Origin of the sequence: Corynebacterium aurimucosum ATCC 700975 (genome assembly GCF_000022905.1) — a bacterium.
In the GTDB taxonomy this organism is placed as follows: domain Bacteria; phylum Actinomycetota; class Actinomycetes; order Mycobacteriales; family Mycobacteriaceae; genus Corynebacterium; species Corynebacterium aurimucosum_F.
Map to the genome: position 1 here is coordinate 878,081 of NC_012590.1, position 19,914 is coordinate 897,994.

General features: G+C 60.7%; 16 protein-coding genes. 7 read left to right on the forward strand and 9 right to left on the reverse strand.

The features are described 5' to 3' along the window. Positions 1-37: 37 nt before the first annotated feature. Both CAURI_RS04235 and CAURI_RS04240 read right to left on the reverse strand, forming a co-directional pair. Positions 38-931, reverse strand: a complete 894-nt coding sequence (locus CAURI_RS04235; RefSeq protein ID WP_010187659.1) for a trypsin-like serine protease — start codon at positions 929-931, stop codon at positions 38-40. 67 nt (positions 932-998) lie between these two features. Further along, positions 999-1,361, reverse strand: a complete 363-nt coding sequence (locus CAURI_RS04240) for a chorismate mutase (RefSeq protein ID WP_010187658.1) — start codon at positions 1,359-1,361, stop codon at positions 999-1,001. Positions 1,362-1,483: 122 nt separating this feature from the next. On the opposite strand from CAURI_RS04240, the gene pcrA reads away from it, so the two are divergent. Next, complete coding sequence (pcrA, locus tag CAURI_RS04245; RefSeq protein ID WP_010187655.1) at positions 1,484-4,009, forward strand: DNA helicase PcrA; 2,526 nt, start codon at positions 1,484-1,486, stop codon at positions 4,007-4,009. A gap of 4 nt (positions 4,010-4,013) precedes the next feature. Here the strand turns inward: pcrA and CAURI_RS04250 are convergent, their stop codons facing one another. The 5 genes from CAURI_RS04250 to CAURI_RS04270 all read right to left on the reverse strand — a co-directional run bounded on the left by CAURI_RS04250 (position 4,014) and on the right by CAURI_RS04270 (position 10,115). Then, positions 4,014-4,769, reverse strand: coding sequence for a M23 family metallopeptidase (locus CAURI_RS04250; protein WP_010187653.1), 756 nt, complete (start codon positions 4,767-4,769; stop codon positions 4,014-4,016). Between the two features lie 386 nt (positions 4,770-5,155). Continuing rightward, positions 5,156-7,852: an FtsX-like permease family protein gene (locus tag CAURI_RS04255; RefSeq protein ID WP_010187651.1), complete on the reverse strand. Its 2,697-nt coding sequence runs from the start codon at positions 7,850-7,852 to the stop codon at positions 5,156-5,158. 1 nt (position 7,853) lies between these two features. After that, on the reverse strand, positions 7,854-8,570 hold the full coding sequence (locus CAURI_RS04260; RefSeq protein WP_010187649.1) for an ABC transporter ATP-binding protein: 717 nt from the start codon (positions 8,568-8,570) through the stop codon (positions 7,854-7,856). Then, positions 8,567-9,109: a PadR family transcriptional regulator gene (locus CAURI_RS04265; protein WP_010187648.1), complete on the reverse strand. Its 543-nt coding sequence runs from the start codon at positions 9,107-9,109 to the stop codon at positions 8,567-8,569. The genes CAURI_RS04260 and CAURI_RS04265 overlap by 4 nt, the downstream gene beginning before the upstream one ends. A 253-nt stretch (positions 9,110-9,362) precedes the next feature. Continuing rightward, positions 9,363-10,115, reverse strand: a complete 753-nt coding sequence (locus CAURI_RS04270) for a M23 family metallopeptidase (RefSeq protein WP_010187647.1) — start codon at positions 10,113-10,115, stop codon at positions 9,363-9,365. Between the two features lie 375 nt (positions 10,116-10,490). Between CAURI_RS04270 and CAURI_RS04275 the strand changes: the two genes are divergently transcribed. Genes CAURI_RS04275 through purH form a run of 3 tightly spaced genes read left to right on the forward strand, consistent with a single transcriptional unit; the run spans position 10,491 to position 14,440 of the window. After that, the gene (locus CAURI_RS04275) at positions 10,491-12,221 is read left to right on the forward strand and encodes a cell division protein PerM (RefSeq protein ID WP_012714936.1); all 1,731 of its coding nucleotides are present in this window, start codon (positions 10,491-10,493) and stop codon (positions 12,219-12,221) included. Positions 12,222-12,262: 41 nt separating this feature from the next. After that, entirely contained in the window at positions 12,263-12,868 is a 606-nt protein-coding gene (gene purN / locus CAURI_RS04280) for a phosphoribosylglycinamide formyltransferase (protein ID WP_010187645.1), read from the forward strand. A 39-nt stretch (positions 12,869-12,907) separates the two neighbouring features. Beyond that, positions 12,908-14,440 carry a bifunctional phosphoribosylaminoimidazolecarboxamide formyltransferase/IMP cyclohydrolase gene (gene purH, locus CAURI_RS04285; RefSeq protein ID WP_010187644.1) on the forward strand — a complete coding sequence of 511 codons (1,533 nt, stop codon included), beginning with the start codon at positions 12,908-12,910 and terminating at the stop codon, positions 14,438-14,440. Positions 14,441-14,665: 225 nt separating this feature from the next. Here purH and CAURI_RS04290 read toward each other — a convergent pair whose 3' ends face one another. Next, positions 14,666-15,499 carry a flagellar basal body-associated FliL family protein gene (locus tag CAURI_RS04290; RefSeq protein ID WP_010187642.1) on the reverse strand — a complete coding sequence of 278 codons (834 nt, stop codon included), beginning with the start codon at positions 15,497-15,499 and terminating at the stop codon, positions 14,666-14,668. A 271-nt stretch (positions 15,500-15,770) separates the two neighbouring features. Between CAURI_RS04290 and CAURI_RS04295 the strand changes: the two genes are divergently transcribed. Further along, complete coding sequence (locus CAURI_RS04295; protein ID WP_010187640.1) at positions 15,771-16,694, forward strand: hypothetical protein; 924 nt, start codon at positions 15,771-15,773, stop codon at positions 16,692-16,694. 32 nt (positions 16,695-16,726) lie between these two features. Beyond that, positions 16,727-17,653 carry a serine hydrolase gene (locus tag CAURI_RS04300; RefSeq protein WP_012714937.1) on the forward strand — a complete coding sequence of 309 codons (927 nt, stop codon included), beginning with the start codon at positions 16,727-16,729 and terminating at the stop codon, positions 17,651-17,653. Positions 17,654-17,676: 23 nt separating this feature from the next. Here the strand turns inward: CAURI_RS04300 and CAURI_RS04305 are convergent, their stop codons facing one another. Beyond that, entirely contained in the window at positions 17,677-18,345 is a 669-nt protein-coding gene (locus tag CAURI_RS04305) for a hypothetical protein (RefSeq protein WP_010187635.1), read from the reverse strand. A 144-nt stretch (positions 18,346-18,489) separates the two neighbouring features. Between CAURI_RS04305 and CAURI_RS04310 the strand changes: the two genes are divergently transcribed. Beyond that, a complete protein-coding gene (locus CAURI_RS04310) occupies positions 18,490-19,812 on the forward strand; it encodes a serine/threonine protein kinase (RefSeq protein ID WP_010187633.1) in 1,323 nt (440 codons plus the stop codon). The last annotated feature ends 102 nt before the right edge of the window (positions 19,813-19,914 follow it).

Consider the following 19,914-nt stretch of genomic DNA (forward strand, 5'->3'; position numbering starts at 1 on the left):
CCTTCGCTGCCGAAGCAGAAGGCTGCACTGCGATGAACTAGGCGTAGAGCTTTAAATCGAATTGCTTCATCGTGTTTCCGATCTCCATGGCGCCCACTTCGACGTCAGAGGGATCCTGGTCGTTGCCGAAGGACAGCACACCAACGGCCCAGAGCTTGCCGTCGATGGAAGCATAGACTGGTCCGCCACTATCTCCCGGGGCGCTGTCATTGCCGAAAGTAAACAGCCCTTGATCCTCGTGGCGGTCGATGAAGTTGCCACAGGAGACTCCTCGCGTGGAGCCGGCGCGGCAAATTGTGGGCTTCGTCAAAGCAACGTCCTCAAGGGGCATCCATCCTGCCAAAGGCGCGTTCAGAGCAGGTGACGTCGAGACTTGGGCGGCTGGGTTGGAGACCTCGATGAGCGCGATGTCGGCTGAGTTAATCCTGTCCGTATTGGTATTGCGGGCCTCTAACACCATCTCGCCGATCTTCACGTTGTCTCCAGCGCGATCCTTGTAGAAAAAGGTGTCGCCTTGATCCCCGCAGTGGCCGGCGGTGAGGATAAAGAGGCGCTCGCCGTCGCCAACGAAATGACCAGCGGAGCATCGTCCGCTGCTGTCTGCGTTGTAAATTGCGACCCCCGGAGTGAGAACACCAGCCGTCATGAAGTACTCAGCTGCCTCCGGTTGGGCCAGATCCACGCGGGGATCGGGGCGTTCCGCCTGGGGGATTTCAGTGGTGTTATCCCAGAGAGAATCGCTGTCGAGGACTTCTTCCGAACCCCTATTTGTTCCGGAGTTCTGTGCGCGGCCGGAATCACCGATGGCAGGAAGGTTCAGGGTTGTGGTGGTGATGGTAGCGACGTGGGAGGAAGAACCGCTGCAGGCGGTCAGCGCGAAGGCGGAAGTAGCTGCGGCGAGAGTTGGAGCGAGACGAGAGAAAAAGCGCATGAGGAGAGAGTAGCTCACGACCTAGCGTGAGGCGCGTGCGTTGGGGATTATTCCGCGGGCCGCTCAGCTAGCCAAGCTTGCCGCGTCCCAATCGCAGCAGGGCAGAGGCAATGGCGGGGCCTTCCTCGCCCAACTCGCTGCGGAATTCGTTGAGGATAGCGATTTCGCGGGTATGCACCAAACGGGTACCACCTGAGCTCATGCGCGTCTTACCAATGGTGCGGGAAATATCGGTGCGGCGCTTGATGGCGTCGAGAATAACGCGGTCGAGGCGGTTGATTTCTTCGCGGTAGCGCTGAATCTCGGCATCGCTCAGTGGATCATCGGTGCCCGAGGGCATACGAATATCGAGGCCGTTGTCCACGACGTTGGGGTCTTGGTGTTCGGGGCCCAAGCCCGAGCCAGGGGGGCCAGATTGTGAAGCGCTCATGTCTTCAGATTGTGCCACCACGTTCGAGCAAAGGGGAATTATGAGTCGTGACGTCGGTCTTCGCCGGTAGGAAGTGGTGTGGGAAGGCAATGTCCGGTGGTGCTAGTAGGTTGGAGAGCATTATGAATAACAATTCTCCGTTTAGGCCCCGTTCTTCTTCCGCTCCTTCCACCGACGCCTCCGCCGGTGGTTTTTCCCCCGTGCCCGGACCCAACGCGGATACCCCTTCCGGTCAGGCTTCTGATCCGTTGCTGGAGGGATTAAACCCACAACAAGAAGAGGCCGTGACGCATTCGGGCTCACCGTTGCTCATCGTGGCCGGCGCGGGTTCGGGCAAGACCGCCGTGTTGACCCGCCGCATTGCATATCTCATGCGCGAGCGCGGGGTGGCTCCGTGGCAGATCCTCGCCATTACCTTTACTAATAAGGCAGCCGCGGAGATGAAGGAGCGCGTGGGCCAGCTTGTCGGGCCTGTGGCAGAACGAATGTGGGTGTCTACCTTTCACTCCATTTGCGTGCGCATCTTGCGCAATAACGCCCAACTGGTGCCGGGGTTGAATACCAATTTCACCATCTATGACGGCGATGATGCGCGTCGGCTGCTCACCATGATCGCCAAGGACATGCAGCTGGATCTCAAGAAATACTCGGCACGTGTTCTGGCGAATCAGATTTCCAACCGCAAGAATGAGCTCATCTCTCCGGAGCAGGCGCGCGCAGAGGCAGAGAGGACGAAGAATCCTTTCGAGATCACCGTGGCGAGCGTGTACGAGGAATATCAGCGCCGCCTGCGTGCCGCGAACTCGGTGGACTTCGATGACCTCATCGGGGAAGTGGTGCGCATCTTTAACCAGCACCCGCAGGTAGTGGAGTTTTATCGCCGCCGCTTTAAGCATGTGCTTATCGACGAATACCAGGACACCAACCACGCGCAGTACGCGCTTGTCTCGGCCTTGGTGGGCCGGGGCGAGCTGCCGCCGGATGCCCCGGAACTATGCGTGGTGGGTGATTCTGATCAGTCAATTTATGCCTTCCGTGGAGCCACCATCAGGAATATTCAGGAGTTCGAGCGGGACTACCCGCAGGCGCACACGATTCTGCTTGAGCAAAACTACCGTTCGACGCAGACCATCCTGAACGCGGCGAATGCGGTCATTGCGAAGAATGAGGGTCGCCGCGAGAAGAACCTGTGGACCGCCCACGGTCAGGGTGAGCAAATTGTCGGCTACGTGGCGGATAATGAGCACGACGAGGCGCGGTATATCGCCTCGGAAATTGATTCCTTGGCGGATAAAGGCACGGCCTATTCGGATATTGCGGTGATGTACCGCACCAACAATGCCTCCCGCGCGTTGGAGGATATTTTCGTGCGCTCGGGCATCCCGTACAAGGTGGTCGGTGGCACGCGTTTCTACGAACGCCGCGAGATCCGGGACCTGGTGGCCTACCTGCGCATCATGGATAATCCGGATGACACGGTGAGCTTGCGCCGCATTATCAACGTGCCGAAGCGCGCTATTGGTGACAAGGCACAGGCACAGATTGCTCTGCACGCGGAGAACCTTGGTGTTAGCTTTGGGGCTGCTCTCCGCGATGCGGCAGCGGGCAAGGTTGCCGGGCTTGGCACACGGGCAGTGAATGCCGTAAGCAAATTTAACGAGATGATGGAGGGCGTGCGCGCGCAGATTCCGGGCATGGTCAACGAAGTGACGGGTCAACCGGATTTGGGGGAGTTGCTCAACGCGCTTCTTGACGCCACCGGCTACCGCGCGGAGCTTGAAAACTCTAATGACCCGCAAGACGGGGCACGCCTCGACAACCTCAACGAGTTGGTGTCGGTGGCGCGCGAGTTCAGCTCTGAGGCGGCCAATGAGATGGCTTTCTTGGGTGCAGATGCAGAGGAAGCCCCGGAGCTCTCGGAAGGTGAAGCCGCGCCGGGCTCGCTTCAAGCCTTCCTTGAAAAGGTTTCGCTGGTGGCGGATGCTGACCAGATTCCGGATCATGAGTCTGGGGTAGTCACGTTGATGACCCTGCACACCGCGAAGGGCCTAGAGTTCCCCGTTGTCTTCCTCACCGGCTGGGAGGATGGCCAATTCCCGCACATGCGCTCCCTGGGGGACCCGAAGGAGCTCAGTGAGGAGCGCCGCCTTGCTTACGTAGGTATTACACGCGCTAGGGAACAGCTCTACCTCACGCGCGCTATTCTCCGCTCGTCCTGGGGTAACCCGGTGACGAACCCGGCCAGCCGCTTCCTCGCCGAGGTCCCAGAGGACCTCATCGACTGGCGCCGTGAAGAACCAGACAGCTCGCTGTCCAGCGCGTGGGGTGGAGATGATTCCTATCAATACGGGCGAACCTTCGGCTCAGATAGCGGGTTCTTTGGTTCCCGTGGGGGCGGCTATGGCTCGCGGGGCGCTGCGTCTTCCCCTTCGCAGCGCTCGCGCAAGCCAGCTCCGGCAACATCGATGCCGAAGAATAACCATCTCAATTTAGTTGTGGGGGACCGTGTCAACCACGCGAAGTACGGGCTGGGCACGGTCATCGAAGCCTCCGGTACCGGCGCGCGGGCGACGGTCACCGTGGACTTCGGTTCAGCGGGCAAGGTCCGCCTCATGCTCATCGGCGGTGTGCCGATGGAAAAGCTTTAAAGCTTTAGATGAGGATGCCGCGCTCGCTGAACCAATCCACCGGATCAACGGCCGCGCCGCCGCCCGGGTGCACTTCGAAGTGCAGGTGTGGGCCGGTGGAGTGGCCCTCGTTGCCGATGACGGAGATCTGGTCGCCGGCCGTGACTCGGTCACCGACGTTGACCAAGAGCTGATCGCCGGGCATGTGGCCGTAGACGGTGATGGTGCCGTCGTCGTGCTGGATGCGGATCCAGTTGCCGAAGCCCTGGGCTGCGCCGGAGGAGATGACCTCTCCGTCCATGACGGCGTAGATGGGCGTGCCGACTGGGTTCGCTACATCGATGCCGTTGTGGAAGGAACCCCACCGTGGGCCAAAGCCAGAGGTGAAAGTACCGGAGGTCGGAAAGACCACGGTATTACCGTTGGCATCCTGGCCGCGCATAGGGGTGAGACCGGAGTGATCGCCCTGTGGGGCGAAGGCCTCGGCGAGACCAGGAATGCTGGAGGGATCGAGGACGATATCGAAGCCGTCCTGCGTGGAGTTGATTTCCGGGGTGGAGGCCCCGTTGAGGGCTCCGGCCGTGGAAACGATTAGCCCGGAGAATGCTTTGAAGAGGTCGGCCTTGGAGTCTTCCTTGACTTCGATGTCGCCGGCGGTTGGGCCCTGGGAGGACCCGTCGGAGACATCCACGCTTGCTGCCGGTTCGGCGGCGAACGCTGGGGCCGTCACGGTAGCGGTGGTGACCGCCACGGCGGCGAGTGCGCTGAGCGTGCGCTTCATAACTTCACGTCCTTAAGTCCTGCTGTGGCTCGCTTCCGCCGGCGTCAGCGGCAGGAAGCTTGTGAGCGATAGGGCACGGCCATACAGCCGTTATGCGCCTTGAAGCCTGCGACACGCCGGCGCGGGTGCGGCCGCGTGCTGAGGCTCTGTGGCAACGAGATACAAACTATCCCGAGCTATCACCCTGCGCAACGTCTAAAAATGCAGGTAAATACAGGGATTGTTCGAAAAACTATCGAACAGCCCAGCGTGTTACATGTGTGAAAGAAGTGAAAATTGTTACAGGGGTAAAGTAGAGGTTTAAAGAATGGGGGTAGGGGTTGGGGGGTGTGAAAAGAGTTGTTCCCCGGCCGAAGGCTCGGTCGGGGAACGGTGGGCCACGAGGGCTATGTCAGCGAACGTGATTCGCTGCGATCCCGTGCGGTCAGCGGTCCCGTCTTGTCGCTGCGATTGACCGCAGCCGCCAGTGCGGCGGCCAGAAGCGGCACGATAAGCACGGCGAGGAATTGCCACCAATCCGGGGTGAAGTAGTCCTGCGGGCGCAGACCATAAGGTGGCGTCGAGAAAACGAATCCAGAACTATCGGCAAAGAAGTACGTGCCGAGATGACCGGCAATCACGCCGAAAAACATGCTTACGGTGGCCAGCATCCAGGTCTGCCACGCCGCTACCTTGGCCATCAGTGAAGGGTGGGCGCCGATGGATTGCAGCACGGTGCTTTCCTGGCGCATGCTGCTCGCTGCGTTGGCAATGATGAGCGTCAGCACGATGAGGCAGACGATCCCCATTCCGAGGCCTAGGTAGTAGCGGAAACTTTCGGGAGTAGAGACTGCGAAGCTTAGCGAGTATTGCGACTGCGAAGCGCTCGCTGTCAGGTCTCGCAGCTCTTCGCGCTCTGACTCGCTCGGTGGTTCGTCGAACGCGAGGGCTTGGCCCACGTAGAAGGGCTCCATGTTCAGCTTCTCTGCTGCCTGCTGGCTAATCAAGACCACATCGCGGGCCGCGGTAGGCAGTGCCTCCACAACCGGCAGATCCGCGTCCTGCGTTCCGCTCGGTTCTGGGCTGTCAATGCGGTTGTAGGTTTTTACGGTCGCCGTGCCGCGCGTGTTATTGCCGACGTGGCTGCTGTGGGGGAGCACGATGCCGCCGACATCCAACGTCTGTGCCGCCGCGCGGCGATCTTCCTCCGAGTCGAATTGCCAGAGCTCAAGCTGGGAAGAATCGGTTTGAACCATCCTGCTTTGATAGATCAACGGATTATAAGGAAATGACGTCATCAACTCGTGCGCACACTCCTGGCGAGCCTCTTCGGAATCATCGGTGCGCCGCCCCTGATTATCCACGAACACAGCCCTCTCAACCGGCTTGCTGAAATCGACCTGCTCGCACTGGTAATCAAATTCGGTGGTGAGCTCGTAAAAAGTGTCATCCTCCGGAAGGCTGAAAGACGTCGTCCACGAGGGGAAAGCATAGAAGGGATAGGAGCGGGCGGTGGTGGTCTGCTGGATTGCCTCTATCGCCGCGCGTTCTTCTGGCGTAGAAACCTGCGCTGGTTGGTCAAAGGTCGTCTCCTCGATCAGCGCAGAAGTAGGTGGCATGACGAGTTTTTCTTCGGCAGTGGACTTTGCGCTATCCGTCATGATGCCCACGCCAAACAGGGAGGCGACGAAGGCAACTGAGACGAGAGCGATGGACGTCGGCAAGGCGTGCATGCTGCGCCGGGTCAGGCCGCGTCCAGCCAGACGCAACGCGAGGGGGCCGCGACGAGATAGCAGGGAACATAGGAAGACCAAAGCGGGGGCAGACGCGGCGACCGCGATGACTCCGAAGAGAGCTAGCACCGTGGGGATATACCCGCCCCATGGGCTGAAGCTGAAGAGCACGAGCAGAAGCAAGAATGCTGGGCCGATGGCCATCCACCGCCTGAAGCGCAGGAGGCGGTCGGGGGCGGCGCCTTGAATTGCTGTGGACAGGGCGCCACGTTGCGCCAACCACGCGGGAACGATGGAGACAATGACACAGCCTGCCACCGCCACGAGCCACGCGAGAGCAATCGCTAGGAAGGGCGGGCGTGCAGCAAAGTCCGGATAGCGGGCTGTCCACCATACCCACGAGACCGTTAGGCCAACGATTGCACCGATGGTGGCGCCGATTAGTCCCATCAGCAGGCCATAGGCCATCACTGCGAACATGATGTGGCGTGGTAATGCACCCTGGCTCGACATCAGCGCGTACAGGCGCGTATTGCGTCCGGTAGCCAGCGTGAAGACGGGCGCGAGAAGGAAAAGGATGAGCAATCCGGCGATGGCGTAGAGGCCGAAGAAGAAGAGCACGAAAAGAATGCTGCTCAGGATTCCGCCAAAGGAATCCGACTCAGAATCGGGTCGGTCCGTATCTCGCAGCTCCGGTGCCCAGATTTCCAGCCCGGCCTCATGGGCGCGGTCGGCATCCTCTTTGGTCAGCGTTGTATCACCCACGATGACCCAGGAGGTGTTTATCTGAAAGGACGGGTCGCTGAGAGCGTCATTGAGGGTGGGGGAGGTGACAAAGTCATAGTTTTCGGGAGCAATAGCCGCGACCGTGACTTGGTGGTCGCCGCTCAGAGCACTGGTGCGCACGGTGATGACGTCTCCAACGGAGGCGTCGAGCTTGTGTGCGGTAGAGCGCGATAGAACTGCCTGGTTGGGGCCAAGATTGAACTTATCGACGGCCTCCTGTGCGGGCTCCGGCGGATTCTCTGCGTCGAACTGATCTACCCAGGAGCTGGCTGACTTCCCATTATGGATTAGTGACGTGCTAGAAAAAGCGGTGACCGGGCTGACGCTGAGGCCTCCAGGAAGCACGTCGGCAGCCAGACCTGGCACGTCTTCATAACTAATCTCCGGGTGCTCGGCGCTGATCTGCAGGGTTCGCTCGGGTGAGCTCAAGGCCGCGGAGAGCCGACCAGAGGAATTATCAAAGAGTGCCATTCCGATGACAAGGGCCACCGGTAACGCAATGAGCATCACGGCAGCCAAAGTGCGCCATGGATGAAGCTTGAGATCGCGCCTCGTCGGGCGGGTGGCGGCATTAATGCCGGACATACTAACGTACCTCCTCGCCGGTGAGGCGCCCGTCGCGAACCATGACAACACGGTCAGCCCAGCCGGCGAAACGCGGCTCGTGAGTGACCAGTATGCCTGAGGCGCCGGCGTCGATACGTGCGCGCAAAACCTTCATGATCTCCTCACCCGTTGAGGTATCCAAGGCACCGGTAGGCTCATCCGCCAAAAGCACCTTGCGCGGTCCAATGAGCGCGCGGGCAATCGCCACGCGCTGGGCTTGGCCACCGGAGATTTCTTCCGGGAAGCGGTCGATGGTGCCGTCGAGACCGACCTCACTGAGCGCTTCCTCTGCAGCTTCACGGCATTGCGCAGGCGAGAGCCCGTCCAGCTCAAGGGGGAGGGACACGTTCTCGCCCACGGTGAGGGAAGACACCAGGTTGAAGTGCTGAAACACGAGCCCCAAGTGGCGGCGGCGGGCGATGGCGGCCTTGGCTTTGGAGAGCTGGGATGCATCGGCACCGTCGAGAAGCACGGGTCCCGACGTCGGTGGCTGTAACAGCCCCGCGACGTTGAGCAGCGTGGACTTGCCGGAACCAGAAGGGCCCATGACCGCGACGAGTTCACCCGGTTTCAGCTGCAGGTTGACGGAATCCAGGGCGGTGACCTGGCGGGCGCCACTACCGAAGACGCAGGTGATGTTCTCGAGTTCGAGCGGGAAAGGCATGTGCTGGGACGTGGGGATAGAGTCGGGGGTCATCGCGGGGCCTCCTCGGTGGCGGTTGGGTTGGCTAGGGATTCCACGCGGTCGAGCCAGCGTGAGAGAGATTCCAGGTCGAAGATTTGGCGCTCAACAGCCAAGCGCTGGGCGCTGCGCTCTGCGGGCAGTTCCGAGGCTTGGCGGTTGAGCTCACGCAGCTGGCGGACGGTGGCAAAGCGCTGGGCGTCGAGCACGGCAATGACGTCGACGTCGGAGCGTCGCGCTGCAAGCGACACTTTGAGCACGAGTTCATCGCGCTCGATGGCGTCGTTGTGCAGGGTGGACATCCACCACTGTGAGAGCTCTTCGCGGCCAATTGGGGTTATGGCATAGCTGGTGGCGCGGCGCCCGGTGGGGCCGGTGAGCTTACCGTCGGTGGCGATAAGGCCATCGCGTTCCAAGCGGCTTAAGGTCTGGGCAACTTGACCCATGTTGAGCGGCCAGAGGTTGTCGAAGGTCTCGGCAAAGCGCGTTTTTATGTGGCTAGCTGTGGCGGGTTCTTCACTCAGCAGAGCAAGCACGGAGTGTTTGACGGACATGGTCACCTCCTGCGCGGAGGAAAGAGGGAGAATACGATCGGTACATACCCGGTAAGTTACCGGGTAACGTTTGGGGTGGTCAAGAGTTTTTGGGAAAGGAATCTTTCAGTACCCCCGCCCGCTTGTCCGGTGTGGAGTAGGTGGTGGAGCGTGCTCGAAGGCAAGGGTGGGGTGGTTGAGATGTAAAAAGCGGCACAGAGCAAAAGTGCTCTATGCCGCCTAAAAGTTGTTGGAAGGTTAGGTTGGGTAGGGCTTAAGAAATGTTGACGCCGCGCTCTGCAAGCCACGGAATCGGGTCCACAGCGCCCTCACCGGTGGGGTGAATTTCAAAGTGCAGGTGGGAGCCGGTGGAGAAGCCCAAAGAGCCCATGCCGGCGATCTTCTGGCCGGCGTGGACGCGCTCGCCCACAGCGACGTCGAGGGTCTGCATGTGTCCGTAGACGCTCATGGAGCCGTCATCGTGCTTGATGCGGATCCACTGGCCGTAGCCGGAAGCCGGGCCGGAATCGATGACGGTGCCGTCCATAACGGAGAGGATTGGGGTGCCTACGGCATTGGCAATGTCGATGCCGGAGTGGAAGGAGCCCCAGCGGGGGCCGAAGCCAGAGGTGAAAGTACCTTCTGCCGGGCGAGCAACGGACGGTGCACGGTTGGCTTCGTCAGCAGCTGCGCGCGCATCGGCGGCCTGAATGGCCTTGTCGAGCTGGGTAGCCAGGTCAGCGACCGGCTTGGTTTCAGCGATGGAGAGGATCTGTGGTGCGGCATCCTCAACGGCGGCCTGTGCGTCCTTGAGCGGATCGGTATCTGCCTGCAAGGTGTAGTCGATGGACTGTGCCTTGGTCTCACCAGTGCCAGCGGATTGAATGGTGCCGGCTGCGGCGCCGCCAACACCTGCGGTGGATACGGCGCCTGCGGCGACGGTCATTACCGCCAAGCGCCCTTTCGTGGTCTGCGAGGTGGTGATCTTGCGGTGGCGACCTGCGCTTCGCTGAGTCTTGCTTCGCATGAACTCTACTTCCGTCCTAATTCACTATCGTCCAGCCAGAACAATCGTTACATCTAAACCTGGTTGGTTATCCGATTGTGACCTTCCTGTTACCAACGAGATGTAACAGTAGCGTCTCGGCGAGAGCGGAGCAACCCGGATTGCGGTTTTCTTCTTGATACGTCGAAAGATTTGCTTGTTTTGATGCGGTAGCTGATTCCTGTGAATGAAGTGAATCCCTGGCGGTGCTTTCGATCTCCGGTAGCGATGTGCGCGTGGGTAGTTCTCATGGGCGGATGCAGCTAAGGATATAGCTGATAAAGAGTATCCGTTCGGGGGTGTGCGCGACCTTTTAAATCAGACCTCGTCGCGCCACCCCCGGTGGGGGAGGTGCCCGTGGCAAAGTGGACGCCGATGAATAAGAACACGAGTCCCCAGTCTAGGTCGTCTGCCCGTCCACGCGCGCACGTGCGTGGACGCGGTGATGGTGCTGAGCACTCTGAGCGCGGGCACCGGCGGGATCGCCGGGATCCTGCGCAGCGTATTAAAGGAATCGAGTCAGACAAGGCACGTGCCCGCCGCGCACAGGCCCCAACAACACTGCGCGGGCGCATCCGTCGCATGCTCATCGTCGTCGGTGTTCCGCACCTCGTTGTTGTCCTCGGCATCCTGGTGGTCGCCATCGCAGCACTTCTTCTCACCAGCTCCCCGTCGGCGTGGCTGAACACCATCGTCGGGGAGGCTTGGATGGTGTTCAACCTTGCGCCTATCCGCGCTGGTGGAATTGATGTGGGCTTCGTTCCAGCCCTACCTGCACTGCTCTTGGCCTGGTTGGTGGGTCGCCGTGTGCGCGCGGCGGTGAAGGATAGGGTGAGCATCAACGACCTGCTTGTCTTGAGCGCCTGCGTGCTGGTGGTGCCACTCGTCCTGACTTTCATTGCGTGGTTGATGTTGTGGGATGCCGGGAAAGTCTATGATGTTTCTCCTCCGGAGCTCTATCGCGTTCTTCCCCGCATGCTTCTGCTTCATGCGGTTGCCCTAATTGGTGGCATGGGGCCTCGCTTGTGGAAGGCCTTGGCCAAGCGCAGCGGCATTCCGCGCGTGTTCGTCGACGCCGCCCGCATCGGCCTGAGCTACCTCGGATACCTGGTTGCGGCTGGGCTCGTCCTCGTGGTGGTTCTGTGGGGATTCGGTTGGTCGCGCCAGGCCGAGATGCTTGCCAGCTATCCGGTGCTCAATGCGCTGGGAACAATCGGCCTGTTTCTAGTAAGCATTGTGTACCTGCCCAACGCCGCGGTGGCAGCCGGCGCAGTGCTGAGCGGCTCGGAGATGCACATTGGTGAGGGAACCAGTGTGAGCCTCTTTAGCGGCCATGTAGTTCCGCTTCCTCCGCTACCTTTGGCCGCCGCGGTTCCGCCTTCCATTAGCCCTTGGTTCGCGGTGTTGTTGGTGGTCCCAGCAATCGCAGCCGTGGCGGCATTTGCTCGTCGCCGCGCCCTGGTGTCTTTCCAGGTCGTGCTCGTTGCAACCATCACGGTGGCAGTGACCGCCCTCGTGGCAATCTACGGTGTTTCCGGAACGTTGGGAGTGTATGGATACACAGGCCCTGAGGTCTGGACCGCAGTGGGCTTGAGCTCCCTGTGGTGCCTCGTCGTGGGATGTGCTTTTGCCGCCGCACAGGCAGTGACGGCGTGGCGTGCGCGCCGCGCCACCGCCCCGGTTACTGAGCCGGAAGCTTCGGCTGCAGCTGAGGACGTTGAGGAGGTCACTGAGGACTCCACCAGCGCCGCTCAGGAAGAGCACGAGCAGGAACAGGCAGCGCTTGACGACGACATCGGTGTCGATACCGACACCGATACCGACATAGACGCCGACACCGAGGACGAGGCTGATGTCGAGGCGAAGACTGACACGGAGGAAGCCGATCCCGAAGTAGAGGCTGACGCTGAGACGGAGGCTGTGCCTGAGGCTGATGTGAGTGATGCAGAAATCGTGGAAACGGGCGATGTTGACGTCGACACCCAAGCTGAAGTCGAGGACGAAGCAGTAGCGGATGAAGACGGCGATGCGGAGCGCGCTCCAGAAACAGAGGAGAGCGAAGAGCCTGAAGGTTCCGTTAAAGAGTGAAAATTCCCCGGTTCGCAGCGGTAGCGGCTAGGCTGTAGCGCGTGACTACACCGCATCAGCCCGCTGCTACTGCCCGCCTCAACGTCGTGGTTCTGGTTTCTGGAACCGGCTCTTTATTGCAGGCCATCTTGGATGGCCAGGATGAGCACTACAGCGTCGTGAAAGTCATCGCGGACGTGCCTTGCCAAGGCATTGAGCGCGCGCAGGCGGCGGGAATTGCCACCGAGGTCGTAGAGATGGGTGCTGACCGCACCGATTGGAATAAGCGTCTGGTTGCCGCAGTGGATACTGCGCAACCAGACGTTGTTGTTTCCGCAGGTTTTATGAAGATCCTGGGTAAGGATTTTCTGGATCGCTTCGAAGGTCGCACCATCAATACTCACCCTGCGCTCTTGCCTGCCTTCAAAGGCGCGCATGGCGTGCGCGATGCGCTGGCTTATGGCGCCAAAGTCACAGGCTCGACTGTCCATTTCGTTGATGCTGGTGTCGATACCGGCTCCATCATTGCCCAGGAACCCGTCCGGGTCCTGCCAGAGGATGATGAAGCCAGTTTGCACGAGCGCATCAAAGTGGTCGAAAGAGAACTTATCGTCGATGTTCTCCGCGCGATGCGCGTGGAGGGCGAGACGCTCAGCATTCAGCTCTAACTATCTCATTACCGCAAGGAAGGCTTAAGTCCCCGTACCATGAGCGAAGATCCTAAGAACATCAAGCGCGCGCTAATTAGCGTTTATGACAAGACCGGTCTGGAAGACCTTGCCCGGGCACTTGATAACGCTGGCGTGGAGATCGTTTCCACCGGTTCCACCGCGAAGAAGATCGCGGACTTGGGCATTGATGTCACGCCCGTCGAGAAGCTCACCGGCTTCCCGGAGTGCCTCGAAGGCCGCGTAAAGACCCTGCACCCGCGCGTGCATGCAGGAATCCTCGCGGATACCCGCAAGGAGGACCACCTGAAGCAATTGGAGGAGCTGGAGGTAGAGCCCTTCCAGCTCGTCGTAGTCAACCTGTACCCCTTCCGCGAGACTGTGGCTTCCGGCGCGGACTTTGATGGCTGCGTGGAGCAGATCGATATCGGTGGTCCATCCATGGTGCGCGCTGCCGCGAAGAATCATCCGTCCGTCGCAGTCGTCGTGGATCCAGCCCGCTACGGTGATGTGGCTGACGCTGTGGCCAACGGTGGCTTCACCTTGGAAGAGCGTCGCGGCCTCGCCCGCGATGCCTTCCTGCACACCGCTGATTACGACGCCGCGGTGTCCGCATGGTTCGTCGATCAGCTCAGCGACGGTGACGTGACCACTCCGCTGCGCTACGGCGAGAATTCCCACCAGTCCGCGACCGTGACCCGCATCGGTACCACTGGTTTGGCCAATGCGAAGCAGTTCAACGGCAAGGAGATGAGCTACAACAACTACCAGGATGCTGACGCCGCCTGGCGCGCTGCCTGGGATCATGAGCGCCCGTGCGTGGCCATCATCAAGCACGCCAACCCGTGCGGCATCGCGGTGTCTGAGGAGTCCATCGCGGCTGCCCACCGCGCAGCACACGCCTGCGATCCAATGTCTGCCTTCGGCGGAGTCATCGCGGTGAACCGCGAGGTCACCGTCGAGATGGCCGAGCAGGTCAAGGAGATCTTCACTGAGGTCATTGTGGCTCCGTCTTACGAGGAGGGCGCCATCGAAGTTCTCAAAGCCAAGAAGAACCTGCGCGTGCTGCAGGCAGAGCATGAAGCGCCCAAGGAGGAAGTTAAGTACATCTCCGGTGGCATGCTCACCCAAGAGCCGGATACCTACCAGGCAGAGGGCGATAACCCGGCCAATTGGACGCTGGCTGCGGGTGAGGCGTTGAACGAGTCCGACTTGGCGCAGCTCGAATTCGCTTGGCGTTCCGTGCGCGCGGTGAAGTCCAACGCCATCCTGCTGGCCAAGGACAACGCCACCGTGGGTGTCGGTATGGGCCAGGTCAACCGCGTCGATTCCGCCAAGCTCGCGGTGGAGCGTGCTAACACGCTGGCCGACGGCGCCAACCGCGCCGAAGGTTCCTTTGCTGCTTCCGATGCTTTCTTCCCGTTTGCCGATGGCCTGGAGGTTCTCCTTGAAGCCGGCGTGAAGGCCGTGGTGCAGCCAGGTGGTTCCATCCGCGATGAGGAAGTCATCGAGGCCGCTAAGAAGGCAGGGGTGACCATGTACTTCACGGGAACCCGCCACTTCTTCCACTAAATCCTGGATAGCCCGCTGCCGTAGGCAGCGCGCAGCCGTCTCTCTTCGCCGTTGCTGTTTCGCCGCGCGGGGAAGGAGGCGGCTTTCGTATATATGGCAGCTTTCCCTAGAGGGCAGTAACTGCCCTAAACGACGAAGTTATGCGCCGCCACTGCAGTCAGAGGCTATAACTTTGGCAACTAGGGCAGCTTTGGCGCTACCGCGCGAGGGGCCGTCGGGTGTGCGCTACTGCGCGTGGAGGGAAGCCACCGCGAAGCCAGTGTTGTCCGCAGGATTGCCGTTGGCGTCCTTATACGTAAAAGTAAAGCGCAGGGCTTGGTGGTCTGCGATGTTGATGGGCATCTCGAGAGCCTCCTCTGCCGGGACCTCGAAGGAAGCCAGCTCAGCACCGTCAGCTCCGTTGACGGTAACGGTGGCGCTGGCAACATCAGTATTCTCCCGGTCATCGCTGAAACCAAAGACCGCGTTGAGTTGGCTATGGCTTTCGGCCAGCTGCACATCAGCGATGTTAGTGCTGCCGGAGCGCGAGACATAGGAATCCGGGAAGAAGGTGCGGGCAATGACCACGCCGTCAGCCTCCAGGTCAGTATCGATACGGCCGCTGGTGGCAAGAGGAGTTCCCGGAAGCGTAGCTGTTGAGGTCGGTTCGGAGGATGCAGCGGTGTGGCTTGAGCCGGACGACTCGCGTCCCCAGATAAACCATGCACCGACGCCGAGAATGACCGCGAGGATGACGAGCAGAGCAATCAGCGCGGCGATGGCACCGCTGAAACGACCTGTGCCCTTCGGCGGTTGTGGAGCGGTGTACGTGGTGGGTTGAGGTGGACTCGGCGGAGTTGGAGCGCTCCCGCCGAAAGGCTGTGAGCTGGGGCTAGCAGATTGCCCACCAAACGGCGGAGTGTTGCCGAACCCGCTCGGAGAACCGCCCGGGCCGGACTGGTGTGGGCCGTTAGCACCGCCGGGGGCGCCGGGGTGGCCAAACCCCGGAGCGGGTGAACCGAAGCCGGAGGAACCGGAATTGCGTGGCGGAGTGCCCGAAGGGCCGGTAGGAAACGTCATGGCTGGGAGAATAACAACCTTTCCGTGCACAGGGGAGATAGAGCTTTGAGATACCTCTAATAATCTAAACCCTCCACCGCTGTCCGCGCGGGCAGAGATGCAAACTCGTGGGAATACTCCCCATCAGAATCAGAAAAGTCGTGGAAACACGGCGTCGTGAATGAAGCACGATGCACGAACCTCACCGCAATCGTGGTAGCTGTGCAAAGATAAGAAAGATAGAAAACGCCTATACGGCATAACCAGAACGTCTAGATCTACGGAGGCTTCGGTGACTGACTCAGATCGCAACCATGGATTCGGCGCACAGTACCCGCAGGGAAATAGCGGCCAGCCGCAGCCTTCCCGTAAAGATACCCACCCGGAAACCGCGGACTTTGAAGCGCCGCTAACGCAACAGCGTCCCCTGCCGCCCCAGAGCTACCCGCAGAACACGGGAAACAATCAGAGTTATGCGCACTCCGGCGAGCGCAATTACTCGAACCCTTTTGCCGCCTCCGGTGCATCAGGCCAGTACGGCCAGCAACAGCAGTTCCAGACGCAGCACTTCGCGTCCCAGCAGGTGCCGCAGGACGGTAGCGGACAGTATGACCAGCAGCCAGCAGGGTACCCCGCTGGCTATTCTCAGGAGAGCAGCGGACGTGGCAGCTCCTCCAACTCCGGCAAGTTTGTGCTTATCGCCGTGCTGATCCTGGCGGTCGTCCTCGTTATGGCCGCGCTGGCCTACATTTTTTTCTTCAAACATGCCGACTCACATTCTCAAGCCGGCTCGCCCCTGACCACCGCGCAACTCACCGAGCAGAATGAGAGTGCACAGGAAGACGCAGAGAGCGCGGGGAGCGAGGAGAACTCTGAAGAAACGACAGAACAGACCACGACGACCTCGCAGTCTCACAAGCGCCCCGAGTACCCGGACTTGCCGGAGGGGGCGATTCCGGCGAACGACGCCGCGCGCAACAACGAACCGGGTGGCAACTTCAACAGTGTCTACCGTGGAACAGTGGTAACGACGGAATCCTTCGCCAACGTTGTGCGCGATGAGTACGTCAAGCACTACGTGGAAACCCACGAGTTTGATGCCACCATTAAGGCCTACAGCCCAGTCACCGAGATCACCTACACCATGGATTGTTCCGACAACGGTGAATTTGTCACCTGTACCGGCGGCAACAACGCGGTTGTGCTCATCCTCTAATGCTCAGGCGGTCAACAATGAAACAGGTAGCAATGCGACGTCACAGCCCCGCACAGCTGCGGCGCCGGATGGCAGTACTAGCAGCGCTGGTGGGGATTGCGGGGGCGTCGCTAAGCGCCTGCACCATTGGTGATGTCTCCACACCTGAGACCAGCACTCCGGCGAGCAGCCCACAGCCCACGCTGCCTGATTCCGGGGCAGAGGTATCTGATGGACCCGCCGCTGATTCAGCCCTCGACAAGGAACCAACCGTGATTAATGCTACCGACCTTCAGGAAGCTGTCGACGCCATCGCTGCAGACAACCCCGGTACCGGGATCGCGGTGGCCGGCTCAGGAACCGTCGCAGCGGCTGGCAACACCGGCCCGCTGCCTGCGTGGTCCACCGTGAAAGTCCCGTTGGCCATCGCCGCCGAACGCGCTGGGGTGGCGGATCCCGATACCGTATCCCGGGCGATCACCTATTCCGATAACGCCGCGGCCGATTCTCTCTGGGAGGCCCTCGGCGGGGGAGAACAAGCCGCACAAGCCACCCAGGCCATCATTGGCACAACTGAGGTCCCCGCTACGCCACCGCGCCCCGGTTTTAGCGCCTTCGGCCAAACACAGTGGTCGGTGTCTGAGCAAGCAGAATTCATCGCCGCGCTGGGGTGCCACGAAGGCGCGGATCCGATCCTTGCAGCCATGGGACAGCCGGATCCCGCGCAGAACTATGGTCTTCGGGCTTTAGAAGGCGCGGTGATGAAAGGCGGCTGGGGGCCGGCCGAGGAGGGCTCCTATGAAGCCCGCCAGATGGGATTAATCACCCTAGGCGGGCACACGGTGGCGGTGGCGATCTATGCCGCAGCGCCTTCCGGCGATTACGGCGAAGCGCAGCAGATGCTGAGCCGTGTGGTCAAACAACTGGCCACCGCAGAGGTCGACTGGCCCGATGCGCGATGCCAGCAGGGCGCTGTTTAAGAAGCACGAGCGATGTAAAGGCGCTAGCGCGGCCAATAGTCCTCGAATTCGCCGGCCTCGCCGTCGATGTCATAGTCCGTGCCGCGAATGTTCAGCACGGAGCCGGTGTCGTCCCCGCTGGTTGGATCAAGAATCGTGGCGCTGAAGGAGTCACCTTCACCGCGCGCCGGGCCAAAGGCAGCGCCGCTGGACCAGACACCGCGGTAGAAGAGAGAGTCCTGTTTCTCACAGATCACGATGTGTGAATCGGGATCGGTGCCATGGGCGGCGAAGATCATATCCTCACCCTGTTGGCAGCGTGCCTCAGGGTAATCGGACCATCCGGCAGCAGTGAGCCCCTCTGGGACGTCGGCAGCCCCGGCACTCACTGATGTTCCTGGAGCCTGCTCGCTCGGTGCTTCTGCTTCGTCTGCTTCTCCATCTTCCTGTGTAGCAGTCTCCTCCGGGGCGGCAGCCTCCTCCTGAGGGGCTGTCTGCTCCGAGGTGTCGCTGGTGTTGGGCGTTTGTTGGCTGGTGGAGCGGACGTCGTACCAGATTACGAGGCCTGCAATCACCAGCGCAATAAGAATTGCGATCGCGCAGATGATCGGAACGAGGTTGCGCTGCTCCGATTGGGGCTGGTGAGACTGGCCCGACACCGGCGTAGGGGTCTTATGCTCGTGATGGTTAGTGCCAAATCCTGGGGTCGTCATAGGGTCCTTGGAAAACGGTAGAGAACAACACGTAGCATAACCGGCCTTGCAGCACTGGACGGAACCGCGCTTAAGTACCCTCCATTTGGGGGCGATGGGACATGGCAACATCATGCTGCCCAGTGCATATGGTCCAATGGGGCAGTGACTAATTCCTACTTCGTGCAATGGCTGACCCAGCAGAAGCGCTACACCAACGTGTACCTGCTGGGTGAAGGCGGCATGGGGCAGGTCTTTCATGCCACGGATCCGGACCTTTCCCGTGAACTCGCCGTCAAGGTGCTGCTGGATGATGTCCGTGATGAAGCCTCCCGCGCCCGTTTCCATAATGAAATGAAGGCACTCACCAAGATCGGCAGCCACCCAGGGGTAGTTCAGTTTTATTCCAAGGAGTCCACCCCGCGCGGAGATGACGTGATGGTTATGGCCTTCATAGACGGCAAAACCTTGGGGCATGCTATCCGTGAGCGGGCCCACCAAGGCCGGGGATTTAGCGTGGCTGAGGTTGTGTATTACCTCAAACCAATTGCCTCGGCGCTGGATTATATGCACCATGAGTTGCATCCCGGGTGGGTGCATCGGGACATCAAGCCCGCTAATATTCTGCTGCGCAAGAACCCCGGCAGCTTGCCGCCGGCTGTGCTGAGTGACTTCGGAATCAGCATTGAGGAGGGCCAATCGCGCCTGACCAAAATCGGTCACATTGTGGGTACTGAGAAGTACTTGGCCCCGGAGAACAATGGCAATGCTTATGGCGATGATGATATGTCGGCGCGCGCGGATGACTACTCCTTGGCGCTCATCGCCTTCGAGATGCTCACTCTTCATCACCTCAAGGACACGATGCCGCGCAGCGAGTGGGAAGGGCAGCGGCGCATCCCGGATCTGTCTAGTGATGCCTTCGCCGAACTCCTGGCAGGGGACACAAGCCGAGTGGTGTCGGAAGTGCAGACCGTACTGAACAAAGCGCTCAACAGCGTGCCCATGCAGCGCTATGCGCGGGCCAAGGACTTCATTGCCGCGCTTGGCGACGTCTCCCAGACCCGCCCCGCCCAGCGTGCGGCGGCCCCCGCCGCCGATGCTCCGCGTATCGCGCCCACGCCGCAGCCTTCGCCACGGCCGGAGCAGCCGCGAAATGCCGGAAGCGCCGGTCAGCCGAGCCAGTTTGGCCAGCATCCTCAACCCTCCCAACGCTGGCCGGAACCCTCCGCGTCCTTCGGGTCCGTGGAGCGAGCAAGGCCTACTGGCTTCGTCTCGCCTTCGAACCCGATCGCCTCCTCGGGGACTGTCTCACCCTCCGCACCGGTTACGCCGGCGATGCCAGGGTCCACCGTACAACGCCGTTCCACGTCGCAGCGAGCAAACCACAAGCCGCCTGCGAAGGATAATTCAAACGCCCTCATCATTACGGTGACCGTCGTTGTCATCATCCTCATCTTCGTGGTGACGTGGGCTATCGTGGCCTAGCGCTAGCGGGGTGGGACAGTAACTTTGCGAGCGGAACCAAAGTGAGAGCCGCTACACTGAAAGACATTGTTTGAAGGCGCCTCGCCGAGATGAATGGCGATG